This is a genomic window from Nonomuraea sp. NPDC049709 (genome assembly GCF_040674815.1).
Classification (GTDB): Bacteria; Actinomycetota; Actinomycetes; order Streptosporangiales; family Streptosporangiaceae; genus Nonomuraea.
Genome location: NZ_JBFANM010000126.1, coordinates 1 through 22,019 on the forward strand (window position 1 = coordinate 1; position 22,019 = coordinate 22,019).

Annotated in this window: 18 protein-coding genes and 2 pseudogenes; 6 read left to right on the forward strand and 14 right to left on the reverse strand. The window is 66.6% G+C overall.

Annotated features, from left to right (window positions below):
- A pseudogene (locus AB0J69_RS57570) lies at positions 1-287 on the reverse strand (hypothetical protein); the annotation flags it as partial.
- A gap of 663 nt (positions 288-950) precedes the next feature.
- On the opposite strand from AB0J69_RS57570, the gene AB0J69_RS57575 reads away from it, so the two are divergent.
- Positions 951-1,127, forward strand: coding sequence for a helix-turn-helix domain-containing protein (locus tag AB0J69_RS57575; protein WP_364137030.1), 177 nt, complete (start codon positions 951-953; stop codon positions 1,125-1,127).
- A 123-nt stretch (positions 1,128-1,250) separates the two neighbouring features.
- Here the strand turns inward: AB0J69_RS57575 and AB0J69_RS57580 are convergent, their stop codons facing one another.
- The 4 genes from AB0J69_RS57580 to AB0J69_RS57595 all read right to left on the reverse strand — a co-directional run bounded on the left by AB0J69_RS57580 (position 1,251) and on the right by AB0J69_RS57595 (position 6,386).
- On the reverse strand, positions 1,251-2,120 hold the full coding sequence (locus AB0J69_RS57580; protein WP_364137032.1) for an NAD(P)H-binding protein: 870 nt from the start codon (positions 2,118-2,120) through the stop codon (positions 1,251-1,253).
- Positions 2,121-2,231: 111 nt separating this feature from the next.
- Entirely contained in the window at positions 2,232-3,674 is a 1,443-nt protein-coding gene (locus tag AB0J69_RS57585; protein WP_364137034.1) for an MFS transporter, read from the reverse strand.
- Positions 3,675-3,728: 54 nt separating this feature from the next.
- Positions 3,729-5,054, reverse strand: a complete 1,326-nt coding sequence (locus tag AB0J69_RS57590) for a cytochrome P450 (RefSeq protein WP_364137036.1) — start codon at positions 5,052-5,054, stop codon at positions 3,729-3,731.
- A 567-nt stretch (positions 5,055-5,621) separates the two neighbouring features.
- The gene (locus AB0J69_RS57595) at positions 5,622-6,386 is read right to left on the reverse strand and encodes a PASTA domain-containing protein (RefSeq protein WP_364137038.1); all 765 of its coding nucleotides are present in this window, start codon (positions 6,384-6,386) and stop codon (positions 5,622-5,624) included.
- A gap of 316 nt (positions 6,387-6,702) precedes the next feature.
- Here AB0J69_RS57595 and AB0J69_RS57600 point away from each other — a divergent pair, with 316 nt between their 5' ends.
- Positions 6,703-7,929 carry an isochorismatase family protein gene (locus tag AB0J69_RS57600; protein WP_364137040.1) on the forward strand — a complete coding sequence of 409 codons (1,227 nt, stop codon included), beginning with the start codon at positions 6,703-6,705 and terminating at the stop codon, positions 7,927-7,929.
- 82 nt (positions 7,930-8,011) lie between these two features.
- On the opposite strand, the gene AB0J69_RS57605 is transcribed toward AB0J69_RS57600, so the two are convergent.
- The 3 genes from AB0J69_RS57605 to AB0J69_RS57615 form a co-directional block, all read right to left on the reverse strand.
- Positions 8,012-8,374, reverse strand: a complete 363-nt coding sequence (locus AB0J69_RS57605; protein ID WP_364137042.1) for a hypothetical protein — start codon at positions 8,372-8,374, stop codon at positions 8,012-8,014.
- Positions 8,371-8,682, reverse strand: a complete 312-nt coding sequence (locus tag AB0J69_RS57610) for a hypothetical protein (protein WP_364137044.1) — start codon at positions 8,680-8,682, stop codon at positions 8,371-8,373. The genes AB0J69_RS57605 and AB0J69_RS57610 overlap by 4 nt, the downstream gene beginning before the upstream one ends.
- A 381-nt stretch (positions 8,683-9,063) precedes the next feature.
- Positions 9,064-9,351 carry a hypothetical protein gene (locus AB0J69_RS57615; RefSeq protein WP_364137046.1) on the reverse strand — a complete coding sequence of 96 codons (288 nt, stop codon included), beginning with the start codon at positions 9,349-9,351 and terminating at the stop codon, positions 9,064-9,066.
- Positions 9,352-9,895: 544 nt separating this feature from the next.
- On the opposite strand from AB0J69_RS57615, the gene AB0J69_RS57620 reads away from it, so the two are divergent.
- From AB0J69_RS57620 to AB0J69_RS57630, 3 genes are all read left to right on the forward strand, one after another.
- Complete coding sequence (locus tag AB0J69_RS57620) at positions 9,896-10,840, forward strand: hypothetical protein (protein WP_364137048.1); 945 nt, start codon at positions 9,896-9,898, stop codon at positions 10,838-10,840.
- A gap of 857 nt (positions 10,841-11,697) precedes the next feature.
- Complete coding sequence (locus AB0J69_RS57625; RefSeq protein WP_364137050.1) at positions 11,698-12,003, forward strand: hypothetical protein; 306 nt, start codon at positions 11,698-11,700, stop codon at positions 12,001-12,003.
- Positions 12,004-12,144: 141 nt separating this feature from the next.
- Positions 12,145-12,777, forward strand: a complete 633-nt coding sequence (locus tag AB0J69_RS57630; protein ID WP_364137052.1) for an aldo/keto reductase — start codon at positions 12,145-12,147, stop codon at positions 12,775-12,777.
- A 655-nt stretch (positions 12,778-13,432) separates the two neighbouring features.
- Here AB0J69_RS57630 and AB0J69_RS57635 read toward each other — a convergent pair.
- From AB0J69_RS57635 to AB0J69_RS57650, 4 genes are all read right to left on the reverse strand, one after another.
- Positions 13,433-14,854: a M4 family metallopeptidase gene (locus tag AB0J69_RS57635; protein WP_364137054.1), complete on the reverse strand. Its 1,422-nt coding sequence runs from the start codon at positions 14,852-14,854 to the stop codon at positions 13,433-13,435.
- A gap of 1,224 nt (positions 14,855-16,078) precedes the next feature.
- Positions 16,079-16,513 carry an ester cyclase gene (locus AB0J69_RS57640; RefSeq protein ID WP_364137056.1) on the reverse strand — a complete coding sequence of 145 codons (435 nt, stop codon included), beginning with the start codon at positions 16,511-16,513 and terminating at the stop codon, positions 16,079-16,081.
- Between the two features lie 671 nt (positions 16,514-17,184).
- Complete coding sequence (locus tag AB0J69_RS57645) at positions 17,185-17,742, reverse strand: NAD(P)H-dependent oxidoreductase (RefSeq protein ID WP_364137058.1); 558 nt, start codon at positions 17,740-17,742, stop codon at positions 17,185-17,187.
- Positions 17,743-18,051: 309 nt separating this feature from the next.
- Positions 18,052-19,653, reverse strand: a complete 1,602-nt coding sequence (locus tag AB0J69_RS57650; RefSeq protein ID WP_364137060.1) for an MFS transporter — start codon at positions 19,651-19,653, stop codon at positions 18,052-18,054.
- A gap of 54 nt (positions 19,654-19,707) precedes the next feature.
- Here AB0J69_RS57650 and soxR point away from each other — a divergent pair, with 54 nt between their 5' ends.
- Complete coding sequence (gene soxR, locus AB0J69_RS57655; RefSeq protein ID WP_364137062.1) at positions 19,708-20,196, forward strand: redox-sensitive transcriptional activator SoxR; 489 nt, start codon at positions 19,708-19,710, stop codon at positions 20,194-20,196.
- Between the two features lie 591 nt (positions 20,197-20,787).
- Here the strand turns inward: soxR and AB0J69_RS57660 are convergent.
- Positions 20,788-21,039: a hypothetical protein gene (locus AB0J69_RS57660; RefSeq protein ID WP_364137064.1), complete on the reverse strand. Its 252-nt coding sequence runs from the start codon at positions 21,037-21,039 to the stop codon at positions 20,788-20,790.
- 759 nt (positions 21,040-21,798) lie between these two features.
- Positions 21,799-22,019, reverse strand: a pseudogene (locus tag AB0J69_RS57665) (NADPH-dependent FMN reductase); the annotation flags it as partial.

Below are 22,019 nucleotides of genomic sequence, written 5' to 3' on the forward strand. Positions count from 1 at the left end.
TCGCGCCCGTCGAGCAGCCCGGTCTCCGCGACCAGCTGCGCGCCGGCGCACACGCTCAGCAGCAGCCCGTCGCTCGCGGTGTCCTTGATCCATGAGGTCACCATGGCGCGGTCGGACGCGTCGGAGTCCGGCATGGCGGGCACGACGGTCACGTCCGGGGCCGAACCGCTCAGCCGCTGCCCCAGCTGCGCGAAGCTGAGGTCCGGCACCAGGTCCAGCCGCTCCCCTTCACCGGATTGTGGGCCGCATTGAGGGAACCGGCCCAGTGCCAGACGCACGACCCGCATATGGGATCCGCAGCAGCTCGGGGATGCAAAATGCACAAAGTCTTGATCCACCAGCATGAACTGAAGGCGATATGAAACAGGCACCTGTACAAGACGATCGGCTGCCGGCATCAGAGGTGACGCGTTGGACCTCGCCGAACTCGTCGCGGCCCACTCCTGATCGTCTCAGTGCCGAATACCGGGAGAGCGCCTATCCGCACCTGCGAACCAGTCGCCTCTCGAACGACAGGCATGCGGAAGCCGCTGTCCCACCTGCACTTCCATCCGACCCGACCGCGCATCCAGCGGCTGTTGAACTTCGGTGCTCAGGCTCGTCCCGAGGCCGAGCTATTTGCTCAGACAGCGTTCAATCCTACCATACAGGTTCTTATGGATCCAGAAGAGAGCCGACAGAGCGGGCCGGTCGGCGTCGGTGAGCTTCTTTCGCCACTTCGGCCACCATCAGCCTGCACGAGGACTTCATCGTCACCCGCAGCGTCCGCGAGCTCGAGTACGCCTCTGCCAGGCTTGTGCACCAGCAGGCCAAAAACGCCTGGGCGCCAACGCAGCCGGCCGGACTGGTGGTGGCCCTGAGCGGGCCGCCGTTCTGCGACTCCATGGGCGTCTCCCGTGATCAGTCGGCCGGTTCTGATGTCGCTGTACTCGGCATCCCGCAACCGTGGGATGGATCTTGTGCAGCTGCGGTATTCCTTCCGTATCGACCCGGCGCCGAGGCAGCGGATGGCGTTGGCCAAGGCGTTCGGGTGCGCCCGCGTGGTGTTCAACGACGCACTCGCGCTGCGCACCCACACCCATGAGCACGTCCTGCCGCCCATCACCGATGCGTGTCCCGCACGGTAGATCACTCAGGCCAAGCAGCGGCCCGAGCAGGCCTGGCTAGGCGAGGTGTCGGCGGTCGTGCTGCAACGGCCCTATCCGAGGGCACCACCGCGTTCGCCGTGCTCTGCTGCCCACGCATGATGACTAGGCATTGAAAGCAGCACGATGATCGAGGGCCCAGTTCTCGAATGTGCCCGGCGGGCGCCCGAGGATCCTTTTCACTTCCTCCGTGATGCGGGCGTTGCCCCCTTCCCGTGCCCAGGTCGCCCCGGCAATGACCGTCTCGATGGCAAGGGTGTCCATCCCGACTGACTGCATCCGCACGCGCGCCAGGTCAGGTGGCACGTCAACGGTGGCGATCTGCCGTCCGAGCACGCGCGCCAGGCAAGCGGCCTGGTCGGAGAGGCTCAAGAGTTCCGGCCCCGTCAAGGTGATGGTCTGCCCCGCGCCGACGTCGGACAGCAGGCATTCGGCCGAGACAGCGGCTACGTCCCGCGGATCGATGACGCCCTGGAGACCGGAACCCGTCATGTTGGGGATCGGAAGACCGTAATTGATCAGGTCTGCCCAGCGGAGGAAGTTCGAGGCAAAGCTGGATGGGCGCAGGATTGTCCAGGACAGCCCGCTGGCAGTCACGGCGTCCTCGGCGGCGCAGTGCCAGGTTCCGACGATCCTGTTGTTCGGCCCGCGGGCGCCCGCACTGGTGGCGGAGAGCTTGACGATTTTGGTGACGCCCGCCGATCGAGCCGCCTGAAGAATCGCTCGGTCGTGACGCGGCACGGGCGACTCGGGCGTCGTCAGCAAGAAGACCGCTTCCACGCCGGCGGTGGCGGCATCGAGGGAACGCTGGTCGTTGTAATCACCCTTGACGACGTCGACAAGGGGGTGCTCGGGAAGCACCTCAGGGTTGCGCGCGAGGGCACGGACGGGCACGCCACGGGATTTCATGACCGCGAGGATCGCGCTCCCGATATGGCCCGTCGCGCCGGTGACAAGGATCTGAAAGTCGGACATCGAGCTAACACCTCGCTGTGGCAACTGACCGGGCGCCGCCGTGAACGAGCACCAAGGTGCAGGTAAGCGCCGGAGCAATGCGTATCGTTACGGACGACGACATGGATGACATCACGACGTGGGGTCCGGCTGGGCGCGATGGGCTGGGAAAAGAAAGCCCGCCAGGAACATGAGGGCGGCCATCCCTCCTGCCACCACGAACGCGGCGGACGCGGCGACCGAGACCGAAGAGCCATGGCTAGCCGCCTCGAAGAAGACGGTGCCAAGCACGGCAGCGCCCACAGAGCTTCCCGCTTGCTGAAGTGCCGAGAGCGCGCCCGTTGCGGTACCCATCTCATGAGGTTCGACGTCGGCGAGCGCCAACGCGAAGAAGGGCCCCATCATCAGGCTGGATCCTAGCCCGGCCACTAGCAGAGAGGGCACCAGTCGCCACGGCGTGACGTCCGCCTGCATGACCCACAGAAGTGACAGAAGTCCGATGAGGGTTATCGCTGCTCCGCCGTGGAATACCCTTCGGCCGTACTTGCTCAGTTTCGGCATCACGAGCGAGCCGACGATGATTCCCGCTGTCATTGCCACCCCGGTCAGGCTCGTCTTGGCCGGCGAATAGCCCAGTCCGAGCTGCAGGTACAGGGTGAAAGCCAGACCGAAGCCGGAAAGCGCGGCGAAGTAGACGAGGCCCACGGTTATCCCGGCAATGTAGGAACGTTTCCGGAATAGGCCCGGCACGATTAGAGTATCGGCACCCAGGCGACTCCGGCGCGCTTCATGCCGGGCGAACACCATGAAGGCTGCCAGCGACCCGCCCATCATCGCATACGTCCAGATCGGCCAGTCGTAGTCGCGGCCCTGAACGATCGGGAAGATCATCAGGAGCGAGCCTACGGAGGCCAGGACCACGCCTGGCAGATCGAGCCTGAATGCCCGCGCAGGCGGATCGGGCGGCAAGGTGAGCAACGCGGCCAGGCCGCCGATCACGCCTATCGGCACATTCATCAGGAAAATTATCCGCCAGCCAGCGCCCAGCAGGTCGGCCTCCAGCAGCCAGCCCCCGAGAATCGGGCCGCCCAAGGAGAAGAGCGCCATGAAGGGCCCCATGGCGTTGAACGCCAGCGGCAGGCTCTGCGGCGGAAATATTTCCTTAATGATACCCAGACCCTGCGGAATCATCGCCGCCCCGAACAGTCCCTGGAGGGCCCGCGCGATGATGAGCATTTCTGACGTGCCGGCGGCCGCGCACAGCCCAGAACTGAGGGTGAAGCCGGCCATGCCGATGAGGAACATTCTCTTGCGGCCGACGATGTCACCGAGCCGACCGCCCGTGATCAGACCGCAGGCCAGCGCCAGGGTGTAGGTCGCGCTGTACCACTGAATCGCCGACGTGCCGCCCTGCAGGCTCGACCGGATCGTAGGCCCGGCGAGGACCGTGACGGAGACATCGAGAAGCTCCATGGCGGAGCCGATCATGATGACGACCAGAGCGGGCCAGCGCCACCGGTAACCGGTGTCTGTTTCCTTCTCCCCCCGTTCCACATCGCCTTCGGCGACACTCATCTCTCTCCTGTTCGTTCTCCCGACGGGCCGCATTCTCATGGCGAGCCGCGCGATCTACGCTCGGGAGTGGAAGACGGCGCGCAGATCGCGGGGGACGAGGAGTGCTTGCGGCGCCGGCACAGCGCTCTCCAGGTTGGTGACTTCGATGTCGTACCTTGTCGCGAGCCAGGCAGTGGCCAGGATCAACTGCAACATTCCGAGCTGATTACCGAGACAGATGCGCGGTCCTGCGCCGAAGGGGAAGTACGCGTATCGGCTATGAGGTGTATCGCCGTCGAGCCATCGTTCCGGCAGGAATTCTTCCGGGTCCTTCCACCACCGGGGGTCCCGGTGCACCAGATAGGTACAGAACATCAGATGTTGTCCTGGCTGCAGCTTCCACTCCCCGACGCGGGTCTCACGGACGATGTCACGCCCCATCAGCCACGTGGGCGGATACATCCGAAGCACTTCCTTGATCACGGCTTCGGTGTAGGGGAAGTCGGCTGTCCCCAGAGGTTCGCCTGAGGCGGCAAGGTCCACGTCGTCGGCTTCGGCCCGGACTCGTGCCGCGAGGTCAGGATCCATCGCAAACTGGCGCACGATCCAGCTCAAGGACGCGCCGGGTACACCGTGAGATGCGCGTAGCACCACGTTGAGAACATCGTAGATGGCTTCATCGGTCAGCTCCGCTCCCGCACCATGAAGCAGTTCATCCAGCAGGTCCTGGGTGTGCGGCCGGGTGCCTACCTCTCGCCGGCGTGCGACCTGATCGAGGAGCACCGACCTGACGTCCTGCGCGGTACGGCGGAACCTGCGGATCCGGGGAGCGGGAAGCCAGCGGGGCAGTGTCAGCGAGCTGGACATCAGACTGACTGCCGCCGTTGCTGCCCGGTCCACGGCCTCGGCGACCGCCCGCACCGATTCCCGGTGTGCTGGATGCCCGCCCACGCAGAAATCGGCGATAGCCTGGCCGGAGAAGGATTTCATGAGCGAAAGGACATCAACCTCCCGGTTGGCCTGCTCATCCATGATGGCGGCGAACTGTCCCACCAGCCGAGAACTGTAGGCTGCCGACCCGGACGGATTCATCCCGCGCCAGCCCTTGCGTCGTGTCGACATCCACACGGGCAGCCGACGTTCGATGATGTCCTGAAATCTGGACGTCGCGCCCGACACGAGCGGGCTCTCCGCGCGGAATTCTGCATTCGTCCGGACCAGAACATCGTGTATCAATTCCGGATTCTGGACGACGATCGTTGACGAGCTGAAACGGAATACGTCCCCATACTCGCGTTGAGCTCGCGCCAAGAAGCCCAGGCGGTCGCGGTCGTACTCATAGGTGTTGCCAATCATAAACTGGCCGGACGGGCCAGGAATATACTGATATCGGTCGGGCATTGATTCCATCTCAGAAGAGAGGTAGGTCCGGCCTTCTGGCCGGACCTACCTCGGCGTTCATCCGGTAGGCGTTGCCCAGTGGTAACGTCCACCCATCTTGCCTCTATTGAGGCGAAGAACCGTGAGCGTCAGAATCTTCGTCACGCGAAACCCACTCCCTCCGACGTCGAAATACCTTCACAAGAGACCACGTGTACCCAATTCGCATGGCCGTGCCTCTTTCACATCGTCACAGTAGTAAGGGCCAGCTTCACATCGGCTTCACATCTGTTTCAACGCTCGCAGTCGAGCGGTTGCCACTTAGCGGACGGAGGTGCGCTGGTTCGTGTCAGCGCCGCGGCGGCTGAGGCCCGGGATCGGCTCCGATCAGGCAACCGTAAGGTGCGGACCGAGGTCGTCGGGTCAGGGGGATGGTTCGAGGACGAAGACTGGATGCGGCGGTTGGTCCTCGTCTGGTAACAATCGTGATCGGGCAAGGTCTCCACGGCCATGGTCCACCACTGCGAAGGAGATCGCCGACATACGTCGGATCCAGTTGTGAGCCGGTCCTGCGGCGACATCGAGGGGTCAGCGCGGTTTGCCCCAGGTCGGGTACGGCAGCGCGAATCGCAGCCACACGGTGACCGTTGTGTTCCTGACCACCTGGACACCCGGCTGTGGGTGCTGACGAGCCACGATGCCCTGCGTGGGAGGTGACTCGGGGTCGATGTGCCGAGCGTCCAGACTCACGTGGGCACGCGAGGCCTCGAGCCGGGCGTCGTTGATCGCCATGCCGGTGAGATCCGGGGTGATGGTCATGTGGCGTGGCAGCGGCCAGAAGGGCGGCTGCGGTGAGCGTGCCATGTCGAAGTCACCGAAGTAAGGGCCGGCCCAGGGGCGGTAACTCGGGCCGGCCTCCCAGTGAGGGCGCAGCTCACCACTCGCGGAGACGACTTCGCGAATCACCGGTTCGGCGCCGTTCGCCACACGCGTGGCGTCTGCCGCGCACATCGGCACGGGCCGGGTGACCCCTCCCGGTGGGGTCCACGGCACATCGCTCGTGGACATGCCGTGGCGCGGGTCGAAGAAGCAGGCCGGTCGTCGCTCGGGAAGCGGGCTTCCGGTACGGCGCGCGTCCAGGAGCGCCAGCGTGAACCTGCCCTCCATCAGGCATTCGGTCACGGCGCTCACGTCCTCCAGGCGCACCACCCGCGTGACCGTTCTCTTCGCGGTCTCGTAGCTGTCGAGAGCCTGGATCATGTCCGCTCTCATGTCCTCGTCGGCTTCGGGTTCCCCGGGCCGGAGGTCCAGCTGATCGAGCTCCTCGCCGAAGCTGGTGATGTCCTCCTCCACGGCGGCGAGCACACGCTTCAGCTCTGCCCGGCGGGAGAGAAACGCGGGACCTTCTTCGCCGGAATCCAGTGGCCAGCACGACCAGCACGACCAGGGTGAGCGCGACGGCGATTCCTGCTACGGGATCCATCCGGCCTCCGGGCATCGTTGCTGATGCCGACCAGGCTTCCCGGCTCACCCCGCTGTCCACGCTAGTTCATGAGCACCGGCCGTAGACAGCGCACGAGGCGCGCAACGTGCGACTCGATGGGTCCGCCGCGCCCTCAAGCCACCTGCGCCGCGGCCGACGGCGCGCCCGTACAGACAAGGAAACCGCATGACCACCACCGCGCTCATCGTCGGAGACCTGCAGGCGGGCATCGTGGACAACTACCCCTTCGCTGCCGGCGTGCTCCCCGTCGTGGAAAAGGTTCTCCCGGCGGCCCGGGCCTCCGGAATCCCGGTGATCTTCATCCGTTTCGGGCTCCGGGCCTCAGGCCTCGATGTGGCAGCGGGAAACCGGTTGATCAGCGGCCTGCACGGGGCGGGGACGCTGTTTCACGAGGAATCCGCCGAGACGCTCGTGCACCCGCGCATCGCGCCGTTGCCGGGCGAGGCCGTCGTCCTCAAGCGCCGCGCCAGCGCCTTCGCGGCGACCGACCTCGATCGGCTCCTGCCCGCGCAGCACATCGACTCGATCGTGCTGACCGGTGTCGCGACCGGCGCGATGATCGCCGCCACCCTCTACGGTTCGAGGCCGTGCCGACCACGCTTCGGCCGGCCGCCGCCCGCGCGCGGCCGGACAGGCTCATCGGCGATCAGGACTACTCCACCCGCACGATACGCCTCGACCTGCGCCGGCGTGGTATCAAGACGCTGGCATGCGAGCGTGGCAGGACAGACTGGGCCGGTGGGCGTGAACGCTCAGGGTTTGGCTCTCCCGGTGGCCCAGGCCCACGCGGCGATGGTGCCCCTGTTCCAGGTGCTCGTCTTGCTCCGGATGGCCGAGGCCGAATGCGAGCTGGGTCGCCGGGGTCCTCCTGGCCGATCTGGGGCGCCCCGCTGGCCACCGCACCGAGGCCGCCATCGCCGTGCGCATGGCCAGCGGGGTCAACGACGTGGTGGACGTGGTCGACAAGCTCACCTGGAAGCAGAACGACTCCACGTGAGAGGGCATATAGCCATGCTCGTGCACGAGGTCATGAGCAGCCCGGCCATCACGGTCCGCCGCACAGACTCGGTATGGCGGGCCATCCGGACGCTTCACGAGCATGACTCACCGCCGCCCCGTCGTCGACGCTGGCCGGCGTGTCAGCGAACTGGACCTGCTGCGCGGGGATTTCGAGCCGGACCCGCGCGCCACCGCCCTCCCCACGCAAGAGGCGCACGAACCGCCGCCCCGCAGGCTTATGGAGATCATGACCCGCTCGGGCCGCAACCGCCACCGATGCCACCACCGCCATCGGCCTCATGGTGGGCAAACGGATCAAGAGCCTGCCCGTGGTTCGCGGCGAACAGACCGTCGGCATGGTCAGCGGACGGACCCGGACGCCGACCCAGCTGATCGCCGTCCCGGCCGGGCCATCCTGCCCTGCCCCGGCCGGGACGGCCGTCATGCCGACCGCGAAAGCGGTTCCCGGCCGCCGCTAGCGGGCCTGGACCCAGCTGTCGACAATCGTGCAGCCCCAGGTGTTGCCGCTGGCCGACGAGGAGGTGGTGGTCCCCGGGGAACGCCAGGGACCGACGACCGTCCGGGTGTAGGGCCAGTGCGCGGAGTTGCATTTGGCCGCCACGCGATAGCCGCCGAATCCCGACGCGCAGCGGGCCACCGCCGTGTTGATCTGCCTCTCGATGTAGTCCGTGCAGTTGTACACGTCCGCCTGGGCAGGTGTGGCGACCGCGCCAACGAGGCCGGCGCCGAGCGCCGCCGCCACGGCGGCCGCCGCGATTCCGCGTGCGCCGATCATGTTCCATTTCCACGTGATCGGCTTGTCCAGCGCCATCGTCATGCTCCCTCCAGAGCCCATGCGTGGGTAAGCACACCATCGTGGTGCCACGGCGGGATCACCTCGTAGCAGTGTTGATTCATCACCAGGGTGTTGACCGCGCGCCAGACTCCCACATCGCTGATCCGCCACAGGGTGACGAGCCGTTTCCCGGTCAGCAACCGGGATGGGGCGATCCGTCCGTCCGCGTCGACGTGGCCCAGGATGCCTTCGGCCACGAAGTCCTCACTGTCGCGGAGATCGGCGGCCTCGCCCGGCCACGCGAGGATGGAGGAGTCGCGCTTGACGGCCCGCAGCCGGTGGAGTTCCACGCGCTGCCGGAGAAGACCATCCGGGGGATGCAGCGGGGCGCCGACGCGCCTCCCAATCCGAAACCGTGGTCGCGAATCGCCGAGTCCCGCTCGGCCGCGCTGGGGGTGTAGAAGTATCCGCCGCTCGGGGTGGCCAGCTCGTGGAGCTGGGCAAGCTGGGGCAAGGTCGACGGGGAGTCCGATGCTGATGCGGGACAAGCGCCTCAAAGGCGGGCCGATGGCCAAGGCGGCGGTGATAGGCGTCATGCGGATCGACCGCCGCCGAATTGAGGAAATGGTCACTCGTCGTCCTTCACGGTGAAATGTCTTGAAGGAGCTGGGCGGCTGCCGGGGTGCCCATGGCAAGGGTGCTCGCCGACGTCCAGCCGCGCGATCGGTGGATCAGATCCACCAATGGAAGAAGTACGCGACGTAAGGGTCTCGGTCAGGGGTGATGGCGATGGCCGCGAAGCAGTTGTCCACCCGGTGGCCCCAATTGATGTAGGTTTGCCGATGGTGTCTACAGGACGCGACGGTGTCGTACGGGCCTGCGGTCCCTGTTGCGGCGGGCGTCACCTCGGTGCGCTCCGGGCCCGGGCTGGCGGTCGTGGCGGCGCCGGCTGCGGTGGCCGGCGCGAACACCGCGAACGCGATTGCAGCAACCGCGGCGAAACGTGTCATGAGGGTCATTTGCCGCACGCTAGCAACGAGCTCCTTCATCTCGCATTCAGCACACCCTCAGTTCCGGCGATGACCGATGCGGCGATAATGCCGTCGATATTCTCCCGGCGTCTCTGCCGCCACCAGCACAACAAGCGAACGGGCCCGCCCCATGACGATCGCCGAAGCGCCCGCGATACGCTCACGAATATCCGGCAAGTGTCCGCGTCTTTGTCCTGGACCTGCGATTCCCGGGAACGCACGATCATTGCGTAACCCTGCCACGACGGCACGCACGAGCCTGGCGCGTCAGCGCCAGAGCGAACCTACAGGCGGGCGCAGGACCGCATCCCCCTGGCGTTGCCCGTTCGTCCGCCCTGAGTATCGCCCTTTCACCTGCGATTCGGTGCGGGTGTCCGGGGAAGCTCCGCGTACGAGTAACCACACTGCGGATTCAGCGGCAAATCGCGGCCACTGGCGATGGTGGCACATGGCATAGGCTGTTAGATCCCCCTTCTGATCAGCTCGCGCACGGCGGGCGGGTGTGGTCCGGGGGGTGGTGAGGAGGCGGCTGATGGCCGCAGCGCGTTCGCCGGCGTTTCAGCGGTTCCTGGCCGGGGCAGCCAGACCCGTCGCGTTCACCCGCGACTGCCTCGACGAGATCCCCGACATCGGCGCGCTGTATGTGTTGGTGGGCGAGGAACGCACCGCGGCGGAGGACATCCTCATCGCCAAGCTCGCCGAGAACGACGGGCGGGCCGCGGCCGCCCTGGCCGAGGCCGACTGTCTGCGCGCCCTGCCCGCGCTCGCCATGGCGACCACCGAAACGGCGACGCCCACTATGCGCGTCTTCGCAGCCCGAGCACTCCTCACCCTGGGCAGCCACGCGGGCCACGCACCCCTTGTGCGGATGCTACGCACCCATGACGGCAGCGGCACCGACCGGGCCAGCGCTGCCCGACTGCTGGCCGAGTTCCCAGACCCGGACAAGGAACTTCTGCTGCTCGTAGCGTCGACCGATCCGAACGATATCGCCCGGTCCGAGGCGACCCACGCCCTGCTGGCCGTCGTGGGTCTGGACGACGAGAAGACCTGTCAGGGCGAGACGCTGCGAAGCATCGCGGGCCGGCTGCTGTCCTCACTGCAAACCGTGCGCAACGAAGCACTCGCCGAGTTGCAGGCGATCCTGACCGCGTGGCAGGCCGGTAAAACCGCCGAAGAACTCGCCCTCACCTGGTGCGCCGACAGAAGCAACAAGCCGCTGCGCCGGTTCATCGAAAGCATCGACAGCACCAGAGCCGACTTCCGGCTCCACGGGTTGGCGGAACTGACCGGCAGGGAACGCATCCTGGTGGAAAACCGCATCCTGCTACGCCTGCACGCCGATCGCCGCGCCGTCCGAGCCGCGGGCCAGCTGGCAGTCCACCGCGCGATCGAACCGCTGGGCGAACTGCTCGACACTGCCACCAGTCACGCACGACAGGAAATCCTGACAGTCCTCCGCAGCCTGACGGAGTGAACCGACGATCGGCAGGCCCGGTCGCTCACGGAATACCGCCGACGACCGCCGAAGCCCTGGGCCTAGCAGTGCAGGCGCCCGGTGCCTCGCGCCCGCGCGGCCATGAGTCGCAGCTGGTCACGCGGCTCGGATGAGCCCTTTCGGGCCAGCCTCGTGCACGTTCTCGTGGTCCCCCGGTATGCGGTGCTGGCCCTGAACGGGCCGGAGCCGGGGATGGTCTTGGTGTTGAACCAGTAGTTCAGCACTCCCGTGTTACCGGCACTCGTGAAAGTCATGATCTTGCTACTGGAGCTGCGGCGCGAGATGTCGGTACCGGTCCTTTCCCGGACGTGACTCGTCGGCACGTTCGATGCGAGCACCCATGGGAGCCGAGCCTCGAACGGTGCGACCGGCGTCGCCGACGCGCGGCCGCAACCACCGATCGACCCGTATAGGACGGGCGGACGAAGCCTCGGGGACTGAGCTGTCCGGAATGGGCCCGACACTATCCGCATGATGGCGGTCACTGTCGCGGTGGCGTCGGGCGGCGGCTTGCGAAAGACGCGCCTGGATGGACGGCACAGATGGGCATGCCGCGGATTCCGCCGTGACCACGCTCCTTCCCCAGAGAGCACGCCAACTGCCGACAAGTGCGCCGTTCAGATCCAAAGCTGAGCTGACACCGGTTTGAAGCCGATCGCCGCAAACATGGCTGACATGTCACGCCGGTTGACCGACATCGGGAGGCGGATGTGTCAGCGTCGGCATTCCCGCCGTGGGACTTCCGTCGAGCCTGCTCCGCATCCGACCGGGTCACGACGCTCGGCCGGACCAAACCCTGGCGTCCGTGGGCATATGCCCCCAACAGGAGGTTCCTCATGCGCCTTATTGCTCGTCATGCCATCGCGGCGGCGGCGGCCGCTTCAGCGCTGGCGATCGCTGCCACGCCGGCCATGGCGGCGACCGGCCAGCTCACTCTCCGAGGATGGGGAGAGAGCCTGACGGTCCTGAACCCGAAGGCCGGTTGCATCAAGACCGCTTTCGCCATGTCCCAGGTCGCCAACAACACCAACGTGGCTGTCACCGTCCACACCGACCCCGGATGCGCCGGCTGGGGGCTAGTGGTCGCGCCAGGCGACACCGCCTTGGTCGGGGCCAGTCACAGCGTCAGGGTGCCGTCCTGACCGTCACCGGTCCTGGCGGCTCGGTGAGCCGGTCTTCCTGACGGCGAGGCGGCGTCATGGCGGCGCTCTGCCTGAGACCTGTCCCGCATTCCAGACCGTCGCGATATTCGCAGAAGGTGCGAACTCGCGACGGTCTGCTCCTTGTCGCAAGCGACGCCGGCATTCACGCGGTCACGGCACCGCGGATCACGGAGGGCGGCTGCAGCGGGGGCTCAACCTATACCAGTTACCCTGGCCCGACCCACAGACCCGCCCACCGAGAGCGCGGCAGCCCTGCGCGAGATGGTCGAGGAGGGCCCGATCAGCCACGTCGGGGCGGCCGACTCGACGTGGCCGAGCTTCGCGCGTTCCCCGCTTCGCGACGCTGCAGCATCCGTACACCTGTTCCGACGCGACATCGAGGCCGGCGTGTTGCCCTACGCGGCAGAGCATGATCTCGGGGCGCCGGCCAACGGCCCGATCGCGCACGGCGTGCTGGATGGCGGCTTCGATGAGCACACCACCTTCCCCGCCGACGACTGGCGCGTGAGCGGCGCCGGCTTCCGCCGCCATGTCGGCGTGGTCGGCGACCGGCGCTTCGCCGAGCGGCGCGGCGGGCTCGACCGCACCCCGAACCGCGACAACCTAACCGAGATCGACCACATCATGTCGCCCGCGTGCCGTGCAAGGACCCGCGCAGGAGGGCATGTGATGACCACTGTCGCAGTGCTGGGCACCGGGCGGATGGGGTCGGCGATGGCGGCCGGCGCACGGCCGGGCAGGGCCTGGACATAGCCGGTCAGATCCAGGACGTCTGGTCGCCTTCCACGAGCTCCAGCTACTGGTCCAGCCACCGAGGATTCCGCACTGGCGGCGGCGGTCAAGCACGCGGCCCGGACATCGGCGTCAGCGGCGAAGCTGACGTGCAGCGGCTTGCCACCGGTGCCGAACGCTCGCCGGACACCGCGAGTGCCATGACCATAGCGAGCCGGTCGACGTAGAGCCCGAGCCCCGCATCGGCGCCAACGGCGTGGGCCAGCACGCCAGCAGTGGTGCCGTGCCCGCCGGCGGTGTAGTGCGACCAGCCGAGCGCACCCCCAGTACACACCCAGGCCGGATGGGCTTCAGCCGCTCCGCCGTCAGCCAGATCGCCAGCGGCAGCAGCCCGCGCCGCACTACCTCGGCCACTACCTCCGCTGGTGTGCCCGCGATCCGCTGCTTGCCGGCGGCGTCGGTGAACAGCGCGATCGCGTCCGCGAGCGGCGGCAGGTCCACCTCGACCGTAACGGGCGGCGTCGAGGACGAGCGGTCGCCGCCTACTCGTGATCAGCACCATGCAGGCTCCGGACCAGGCAAGAGCCTCGTGGCCAAGATCGACTGCCATAACCGGCAGCAGGGGCCGCCTTCCTTGCCGGAAGACGGCCCTGCAACACGTGGTCAGCTCACGAGATCAGGTCACGTACCACATGAACCACGTGGATCCTTGAGCATGGAGGGTGTCGGTCACGCCGATGCTCACTCGATAGTTGCCCGTTTTCGTCGGCGTTCCGGAGATGAGTCCCGACGCCGGGTCAATGGTGAGACCTGGAGGCAGCCCTCCCGCCGAGTAGGTCAACGTGCGTCCGCCAGGATTCGTCACTTCGATCTGCAGGCTGGCCGCCGTACGAACGGCGGTCTCCTGGTCTCCTGGGTTGACCGGATACGGAGTCTTACCGCCGGGGATTGGGCTGGCACCGGTGACCGATACGGCGGACCACGCCGCGTTGACCGTGTTGTACTCCAGGCCGTGCGCGCCATAGAGGTCGGCAGCTGCTTTCAGGGTCCCGATCCGAGCGGTGGCGTAGTTGGTCTTGTCGGTGAAGTATTCCGTGAGGGCCCGGTACCAGATTTTCGCTGCTTTGTCGTTTCCGATCCCGGTAACCGACATGTTGTTGCAGGTCGGGCTACTGTCACCCTGGGCAGGGTTGCTGCCGACCGCGAGCAGATAGAAGAAATGGATCCCGGGATTCGAGTTGTCCGGCACACCCATGCCATAGCAGCCGGCCAATGGATTGGCCATCGATACCGGCGCTAGGAAGGTGCCCTGCGGGAACCCGGCGCCGAGGCGCTCACCGATGAGGTAGTCCGGGCGGTCGGTCCGGTTGTTCGCGTAGAATTCGATCATGGTGCCGAATATCTTCGCTGTGGTCTGTCCGATCGCGTACGGCTCCGCCAGCTCGTGGTACTGACCATCACCCCCCGTGCTCCTGGGCAGTCCTGCTGCCGAGGACGCTACCCCTTCGGCGAAGGCGGCGCCGACCTGGTCCAGCGTGGCCGGATTGACCTGCCGGGCTTTACCGTCCTGCGCGAACATGTTGAATCGGCTGCCGTAGTAGATCCAAGCTGGCCGGTTGAGGTCAGGCCGGGGCGGAGCGTATGAAGGCAAGCCGGCGCCCGCAACTCCGTTGTCCAGCCCATGAAGCTCGATTCCCTGCCCATCACCAGCGATGCCCTGCCGCCCGTGCACGTTGGCGAAGTAATCCCACGCCTTCGCGGCCGCGTACTGCGCGTCGACAGCCGCGGTCACGGGGTCGGTTGCGGGGTCGCCCTGGGTTCCCGTGCCCCAGTCGTTGTCCTGGTCGGTGTAGAGCACGCGATCGACACCGCCGCTAGAGTTCCGCTTATTGCGGAAGCCCTTCATGTCGCCGCGCGTCGTGTCCTTCAGCTCATATAGTTCGCCGTTGTACACGGTGGTTAACGGGACAGTTCCCGCGTGAAAACCGTGGCCGACGCCCGGCACCTCGTCGTCGGCCACGGCGACGGGGGCGCCCGCCACGGTGACCGCCAGACAGGCGCCGGCCACGATCAGCCAGCGAGCATTGCGAATGGCCATGTTCTCTCTTTCGACTGGGTGAGTGCGCCAATCATTGTGCGTGATTGACAGCACTCTGATTTGTACGACGAACCTGCCTTATAGGCATTCTGGTGCAGAATCGAGGCCCGGAATCCGACACGTCGGATACAACCGGTCTCCGGCGGCGGCGGCAGACAACACCGGTGTCAGCCACGGCCTCTTCCACTACCCGCGGGGAGTCTAAAACAGGCCGGATTCATATCGGCTTCAACCTTGCTTCTCCTGCGCTGGGACATACTCGGCCCCATTCACAGCCTTCCGATGCCTGCGGGCAGGAAGGAGGATGCCTACTCGGATACAGGTGCGGCAGGCACAGCCCGAGAGGTCGCCCAGAGCACAACCGACGCCGACCCCCTGCCCGCCGACCTACGCGATGGGCTCGCCCGGATCCACTCTGATGGCCGGGGTGGTAAGCGTCCCTCGCGGCGGTGGCAGCAGGCGGCCACGGGGGACAGCTTGGACTACGTCTACCTCATGCTCGATCACCCGGGCGACGCCGTGGGTTGCTACCAGCGGTCGGCGCACCTTTGCCGCGAGCTGAGCGACGCTACGGCAACGCCCTGGAACTCAGCCGGCTCGGCGAGGTCCACCGCCGCGATAGCGACCCCGCTTCGGCCGCGTGTTCGCCTGACAAGTCGACACACCTTGGAGCCCTGCGGTTACCACCACCTCGTCCGCCGCCTCCGGGCCGACGCGGAAGTGCGCCTGCTGCTGTGCCCCCCGCCCTAGCGGGCTGGACGCTGGGTCTGCTGATCACAGCGGGCCCGCTGCGCGTTGGTTGCCCTGACTGACCGGGGAGAGAGGGCTCCGCAAACTTTGGCTGGACGCGGAGTGCCAGCTCGACCTGATGAGCGGCGGTCTCATCAGACTTCGCCATCGGTCGGATGAGATGGCGGTAGGCCCGAGGGGGCGCGACGGGTCGGCGGTGCCCTGCAGTCCGAAAACGGTGTCGACGAGCACCAGACCGCTGCTGGCCTCGACGCGAAGCACGTGACAGGCTAACGGGACGGCGAGCAACAGCGTGGTGCCGCAGTTCAACTGGGGCACGTACCAAGGACCACTGTCAATCTGGGATATCTTTCCGGAAATTCGGGCATACCATCCTGACTTTTTCGAAGACGACATCGCTGATGAGTCGAGCGCGCGAATGGGGAAGACGAAACAGGTGGCGACGAAACGCCGCAGGACCGCTCAGCCAGCCACCTATGGCGTGATGCCGAGCTGACTCGCGATGGTGGTGGTGTCGAAGTAGATTCGCTCGCAAATGATCTTGTGGCCTTCAGGGCCGTCAAAGAAGAATAACGCCACCATCGGACAACGGAAGCTCCGGCCGGTCGGCGGCGTGCCGTACAACTCGCCCAGATGGGTGCCGAGAAGGTCAAACTCCGCGAACACCACGGTGTCTGAGTGGTACAGGCGGACATTGTCGTGGCGCTGGTCCGGAAAGGCCGCCCTCGACCGGTGATAGTAGCTCAGCACCTGTTCCTCGCCGTCGAAGGTCTCGCCGGTCGGGATAAGTTCGTAGCGAGGGTGGCTCATCGTCGTCATCGTAACGTCGAACTCCTGAGCAGCCTCGGACTCGAAGTGAGCGCGAACGAGCGCCTCGCGCGCTTCGCGCACGGTTGACGAGGTGGTCACAATGAATGTCTCCGGGTATATAGATCAAGACGGTCGGGCACGGGCTGCATATGCACGTACGAACCTGGGCCGGCCCTGTACCGCAGAGAGAGCCCGTCGGCACCCCTACACGGTTGGACCAGGTCGGACGCTCGTCCGTTATAGAGAATTTCTCCCTTTTTGGAGATTTTCCTTCCCATTTTCTTCGCCGATGATGGAAAATATCCAGCATGAGACTATAGCGGCTCCCTCCCTGGCGCATCGCGATACGAGCCCCCGATATCGTGAAAGGCCGGGAAATGTCCGCTTGACGTCCGGCCTCCTGGTCGGCTTCATGGTCGGCCCCGCGTTCGAAAGGCGAGCCCTCCGAACGGGGACGCCGAGGCCGAGACGATCCCCGATAGGATCGCGACGGTCGGGTATCAGGGGACGAGTCCAGGGGAAACGCAGCTACGGATTAGGTGGCGGCCCGAACATGTAGGCCCGCAGGCCCGGTCTGCGGCTTTCACGTGGAACCTGGGGGGAAGGCTGGCGCGACGCGGTGAGAGGGATCACGCTGAAGCGGGTGGAGCTATGAGGCGTTGAGTACCGTTGCGGAGCTGGCATTTGGCAACGTCTCGCTCCCGGTGTCGCGGTGGGAATACCGAAACCACTTGGCGGGGTAAGGGTTCTCGGCGTGCCACCGTAGCGGGTTAGCCGCGAAGCGGTCGCAGCGCCGCGCTCCAGGCAACGACCTGGTCGAGCATTGTGTTCACCGCGTTCTCGTGGTGGGGGGCTGGAGTGAAGCGGCTGAAGTTCTCGAAGTCGGTGAACAGTGACAGCGTGACCTGAGCCCGCACGTCAGCTACTTGGAGCTCTCCCATGACCAGCCGTAGGTGCTCGACGGCCCGCGTGCCACCGGCGTTGCCGTAGCCGACGAACCCCGCCGCCTTGTTGTTCCACTCGTCGTGCAGGAAGTCGATCGCGTTCTTCAGCGCGCCCGGGGCGGAGCGGTTATATTCCGGGGTAACGAACACGTAGCCGTCGAACGAGGCGATCTTCTCCGACCAAGCTTTGGTGTGCGGGTGCATGTACTGCCCCAGCGCGGGCGGCATGATCTCGTCCAGATGCGGCAACCCGAAGTCGATGAGATCCACGATTTCGTATTTGGCGTCGCCGCGCCTGACGGCCAGTCCGAGGACCCAGCGGGCGATCTCCTCGCCTTTTCGGCCGGGCCGGGTGCTGCCGATGATGATCGCGATGGTGGTCATGGTTGTCTGTCCCTTTCAGGCAGTGAGATGAATCTTTCGCGGGCCCCGGTCGTCCGCGCCTCCGCGGTGGATCGAGGCCCGCGCGGTCAGGGGGCGCATGGCGCGAGGCCGAACTCGTCAGTCCGCCGGTGACAATGAGCAAGCCTGGCCGACAGGTCGAGGCCGGTGCGGGTATGGGCTCGCGAAGGAGCGAGGATCGCATGGTGATGGACACCACCTCTCCGCCGGTGTCCGAGCAGTGTGACCAGACTGCCGGCGGCCTCGGGCCTGTCGGGTGCTGACTGCGCAGTCATACGAAGGATGAGCGGCTCAGCTGTAGGTGGTCTGTTCGGACGTGGTTTGGTCATGCCAGAGCAGCGCCGCGACTGTGATCGCAAGCCCGGCCATGATGATGGCGCTGGTCAGGACGCTTATCTGAAATCCGTCGATGAATGCCTGACGGGCAGCGCTGAGCAGTGTGACTTTGAGCTGCTCAGGAAGGGTTTCGGAGGCTTCCACGGCGGTGCTGAGGCTGTCTCGCGCCGCATCTGCCGCTGCGCGGGGAACGTCGGTCGGCAATGCTGCACTCATCTCGCTCCGGTACACCGCGGTAATGACGCTGCCCAGAATCGCGATGCCGAGCGCGCCACCGATCTGGGGCGCGGTGGACGAGATCGCCGAGGCGGCGCCGGCCTGGTGGGATGGGGCGGCGCCGACGACCATGTCGGTGGCCAGCGCCATCATCGGGCCGAGCCCGGCAGAGGCGATAACGGTCCCGGCCACCAGGAGGGGCAGGTCCCCGGCCTGGCCGGCGATGCCCGCCAGGGCAAGTGCACCAGGCTCGCTCGGCGTGGCCGCCTGAGCGATCACCACGAAGCCGGCGGCTGCGAGAGCGAGTCCTGCGGCGATGATCCGGCCCGGGGCGATCCGGCCTGCGATTCTCGAGGCCAGCGTCGACCCGGCGATGACGCCGACGGCCGACGGGGCTGTCCACATACCCGCCTCCAGCGGTGCGAGCCCACGTGCCAACTGCAGGTACTGGGCGATGGCGTAATTGGCACCCCACAACACGAAGATGCCGAGTGCCAGAGTGGCCGCTGCGGTGCTGAACGTACGGTCCGCGAACAGCCGCAGGTTGATCAGCGGCTCGGCCAATGCGCGCTGCCTGTGCACGAAGGCGATGCCGAACACCAGACCGGCAACCACGGGCAGGACAGTCGACAGGGTGGGTCCATCGGCGGCGATCTGCTTGAGCCCGTAGACCGCGGGTAGCACCGCGGCCAGCGACAGGAACGCGCTGCGCACATCCAGCCGACCAGCTTTCGTACGCTGCTCGGGAAGCAGGACCGGTCCCGCCATCAGCAGTAGCGCCATCACCGGCACGCCCAGCAGGAATACCGATCCCCACCAGAAGCGCTCCAGCAACCAGCCGCCGACCAACGGGCCGATCGCCGTGCCACCAGACACGCTGGCGATGACGATCCCGACAGCGACTGTGCGCTGGCGAGGCTCACGAAACATGGCGACGGTCAAGGACAACACGGATGGCATCAGCGTGGAGCCGGCGACACCGAGCAGCGCGCGGACCGCGATAAGCGCTTCCGCGCTGGGTGCGTATGCGGCTAGCGCGGAAGCCACGCCGTAGGCGGCGGCCCCGATCAGCAGGAGGCGGCGGCGACCGATCCGGTCGCCCAGGGTGCCCATCGTGATCAGCGATCCGGCCAGCAGGAACGCGTAGACATCCACGATCCACAGCAGCTGGGTGCTGGTGGCCGACAGATCTCGGCCGATGGCAGGCAGGGCTAGATGCGTAACGGTCAGTTCGAGGGAGGCCAGCAGGGCGGGAAGGGACAATACGGCAAGCCCGATCCATTCCCGTCGCCCTGCGCGGTCAGTGGTGCCCGGTCCGACGGCCGGGGGGGTGTTTGTCACGGCACCCAGCATGAAACCTCGACTATAGACGAGGTCAAGCTCTAGGATGCGCGTGTGACGAAACCTCCTTTCGACGCCAAGGAGCTCACCATCGGGCAACTGGCTGCCCGTTCCGGGGTCGCGGTGACCGCTCTACATTTCTACGAGGAGAAGGGCCTCATTCGCAGTCGCAGAACCCCGGGCAACCAGCGCCGCTACACTCGCGACACACTGCGCCGGGTCGCCTTCATACGGGTGGCGCAGCGGGTCGGCATCCCGCTGCGGATGGTGGGGGAGGCGTTGGCGAGGCTGCCTGAGGAGCGGACGCCGACCCGAGAGGACTGGGCGCGGTTGTCCGCCGCGTGGCGGGCCGAACTCGACCTTCGCATCGACCAGCTCACCCGTCTGCGCGACATGTTGTCCGACTGCATCGGCTGCGGATGCCTGTCGATCGACAGGTGCGCGCTGCGCAACCGTAATGACCGGCTCGGCGACGAAGGCACCGGCCCGCGCCGTCTGCTGACCGCCCGGATCGCCGACGACAGCCGCATTCCACCGTCCTAAGCCCGCGGGTGATGGGTGCAGGCAGCCGGTGTGGGAATCTTGAAGGCGTAACCTCGCCTCGCCAGGTGATGTTTGACATCCTCTCCTGGCTGAAGATGGGGGATTCCCACGGCGCACCTACCCCCGCAAGGAACCGGCGTTGAGGTTCACGGTTCACCGGCCCGCCCAACGGCGTGCCTCTCCGCGCGGAGGCGGCATGCCCTGCCGCGTGTGCGATGGTGCGGGCCGTGTTCACCGTGGCGTTGCAGACATAGCCGCAAGACCGGGCGCCGGAAACGCGCTTGGCTCGCGTGCCTGATGACCGGCGCAGGGACTTGGTCGGGAGAGCTCGACCGGTCTGGCGTGCCGGTTCGATGGGGTCGCGGTCGAGGAGGTGAAGATCCGGGCCGTGATCCGGTCGGGTAGGGGCACGCGGGAGGTTTCGGGCCGTCACGTTGGCCGGAAGGCCGGATTTGACTCGGGGGATTCTGGCCGCGGGCTGGGGTGAGTTGGTGGCCCCGGATGGGGCGCAAGGCTCCGGGCTGGGTGGTGACGGTCACGGCGGTGTACACGGGTCAGCGGTGCTCGGCGTGCGGGATCGTGGACCCCCTCTTACGCACTGACAGCCTCGCGATCGCGGCCCTCACCGTACCACGCCGGCACGAGCCGGGCTCGGCATGAGCCAGCCCGGCGCAGCAGCCGCGCCTTCCCCGTCTCCGGCAACCCGAGCACCTCCTGCATCTGCCCGGCCGACAGCACCGCCGACACCGCCACACCCCGATCCACCTCCTCACCCGTACCCGGCCCGGACACCGGCTCCAGGGCCGCACCGAACATCCCATGCCAGCGCCCCGGCACGATCATGGAGAAGCCGGCAGCACCTCACCCCCTCAGCAACAGCGCACACCCAGCGAAAGCACACCCACCCCACCGTCGGGGATCCGCACCCCGCCCACACCACGGGACAGGCGGCACACCTCACCCCGGCCCGCGCCTGCGTGAGCTGCCGGCACCGCTCGGCGAACCCCAGTGCGCTCGCCCGCCCCGGCCTCCAGCACGTGTGTGCTGCCGCCTGACCGCGAGATTCCTCATGAACCGGGCATGCCGCAACGCTCCAGCAACACCACCTCCTCGTGCACAGCCGTGGGCTGGAGCCGAGAGCGGGACCTGCCGAGCCATCTACCGATCACCACCGACAAACGGGGAGGCGGTTCCGCGTTCCCGCCGTTCGGCGTTTCATCCCGTCTTGAAGGACGAGGCCTCCATGCTGTAGGTATCCGATGCGAAGAGGCCCGTCCCGGCTCGAATGCCCGCCTTCGTCGTTCACAACCCGGCAAGCGTAACAATCAGGATCTAGAGATCATTGAGTTTGAGACGATCACCGCCGACCCGGCTGCATGCTCGGATCGCGCCCAGCAGTGTCGACTACCGGGCTGTCCCAGTCGGAGACAACCAGCGGGCCCGCCGGTGGCGGGGTCGTACTTCCGCCGTCTGATGGTGGCGATGTTGCCGCCATAGACGTGGATGCCGACGGTGGGTTCGCTGCCAACGGCTGCGACGGCATGGACATCGTCGGCGGTGCTGCTCACCACCAATCCCACCTCGTCGAGGGCCTACAGGCGGTCAGGCTCCATGGTGCTCTCCTTTGCGCAAGGTCTTCAGCGCGCTGCTCCAGGCGACGACCTGGTCCAGCAGGGTGGTCAGGGTGTCCTCGTGGCGGCCGTCCGGCTGGAAGACGGTGAAGTCCGCGAAATCGGTGAACAGCGACAGCTCCACCTGCGCGCTGACGTGCGCGACCTGGAGACAGCTCATCACCAGCCGCAGGTGCTCGATGGCGCGGGCGC

Bases quoted from the DNA above. Each gene is read 5' to 3' on its own strand.
- AB0J69_RS57645 (WP_364137058.1), bottom strand. From the start codon at position 17,742: ATGACCACCATCGCGATCATCATCGGCAGCACCCGGCCCGGCCGAAAA.
- AB0J69_RS57575 (WP_364137030.1), top strand. From the start codon at position 951: ATGGATCTTGTGCAGCTGCGGTATTCCTTCCGTATCGACCCGGCGCCG.
- AB0J69_RS57580 (WP_364137032.1), bottom strand. From the start codon at position 2,120: ATGTCCGACTTTCAGATCCTTGTCACCGGCGCGACGGGCCATATCGGG.
- AB0J69_RS57615 (WP_364137046.1), bottom strand. From the start codon at position 9,351: ATGACCCTCATGACACGTTTCGCCGCGGTTGCTGCAATCGCGTTCGCG.
- AB0J69_RS57590 (WP_364137036.1), bottom strand. From the start codon at position 5,054: ATGCCCGACCGATATCAGTATATTCCTGGCCCGTCCGGCCAGTTTATG.
- AB0J69_RS57620 (WP_364137048.1), top strand. From the start codon at position 9,896: ATGGCCGCAGCGCGTTCGCCGGCGTTTCAGCGGTTCCTGGCCGGGGCA.
- AB0J69_RS57600 (WP_364137040.1), top strand. From the start codon at position 6,703: ATGACCACCACCGCGCTCATCGTCGGAGACCTGCAGGCGGGCATCGTG.
- AB0J69_RS57660 (WP_364137064.1), bottom strand. From the start codon at position 21,039: ATGATCGTGCCGGGGCGCTGGCATGGGATGTTCGGTGCGGCCCTGGAG.
- AB0J69_RS57585 (WP_364137034.1), bottom strand. From the start codon at position 3,674: ATGAGTGTCGCCGAAGGCGATGTGGAACGGGGGGAGAAGGAAACAGAC.
- AB0J69_RS57635 (WP_364137054.1), bottom strand. From the start codon at position 14,854: ATGGCCATTCGCAATGCTCGCTGGCTGATCGTGGCCGGCGCCTGTCTG.
- AB0J69_RS57605 (WP_364137042.1), bottom strand. From the start codon at position 8,374: ATGACGATGGCGCTGGACAAGCCGATCACGTGGAAATGGAACATGATC.
- AB0J69_RS57625 (WP_364137050.1), top strand. From the start codon at position 11,698: ATGCGCCTTATTGCTCGTCATGCCATCGCGGCGGCGGCGGCCGCTTCA.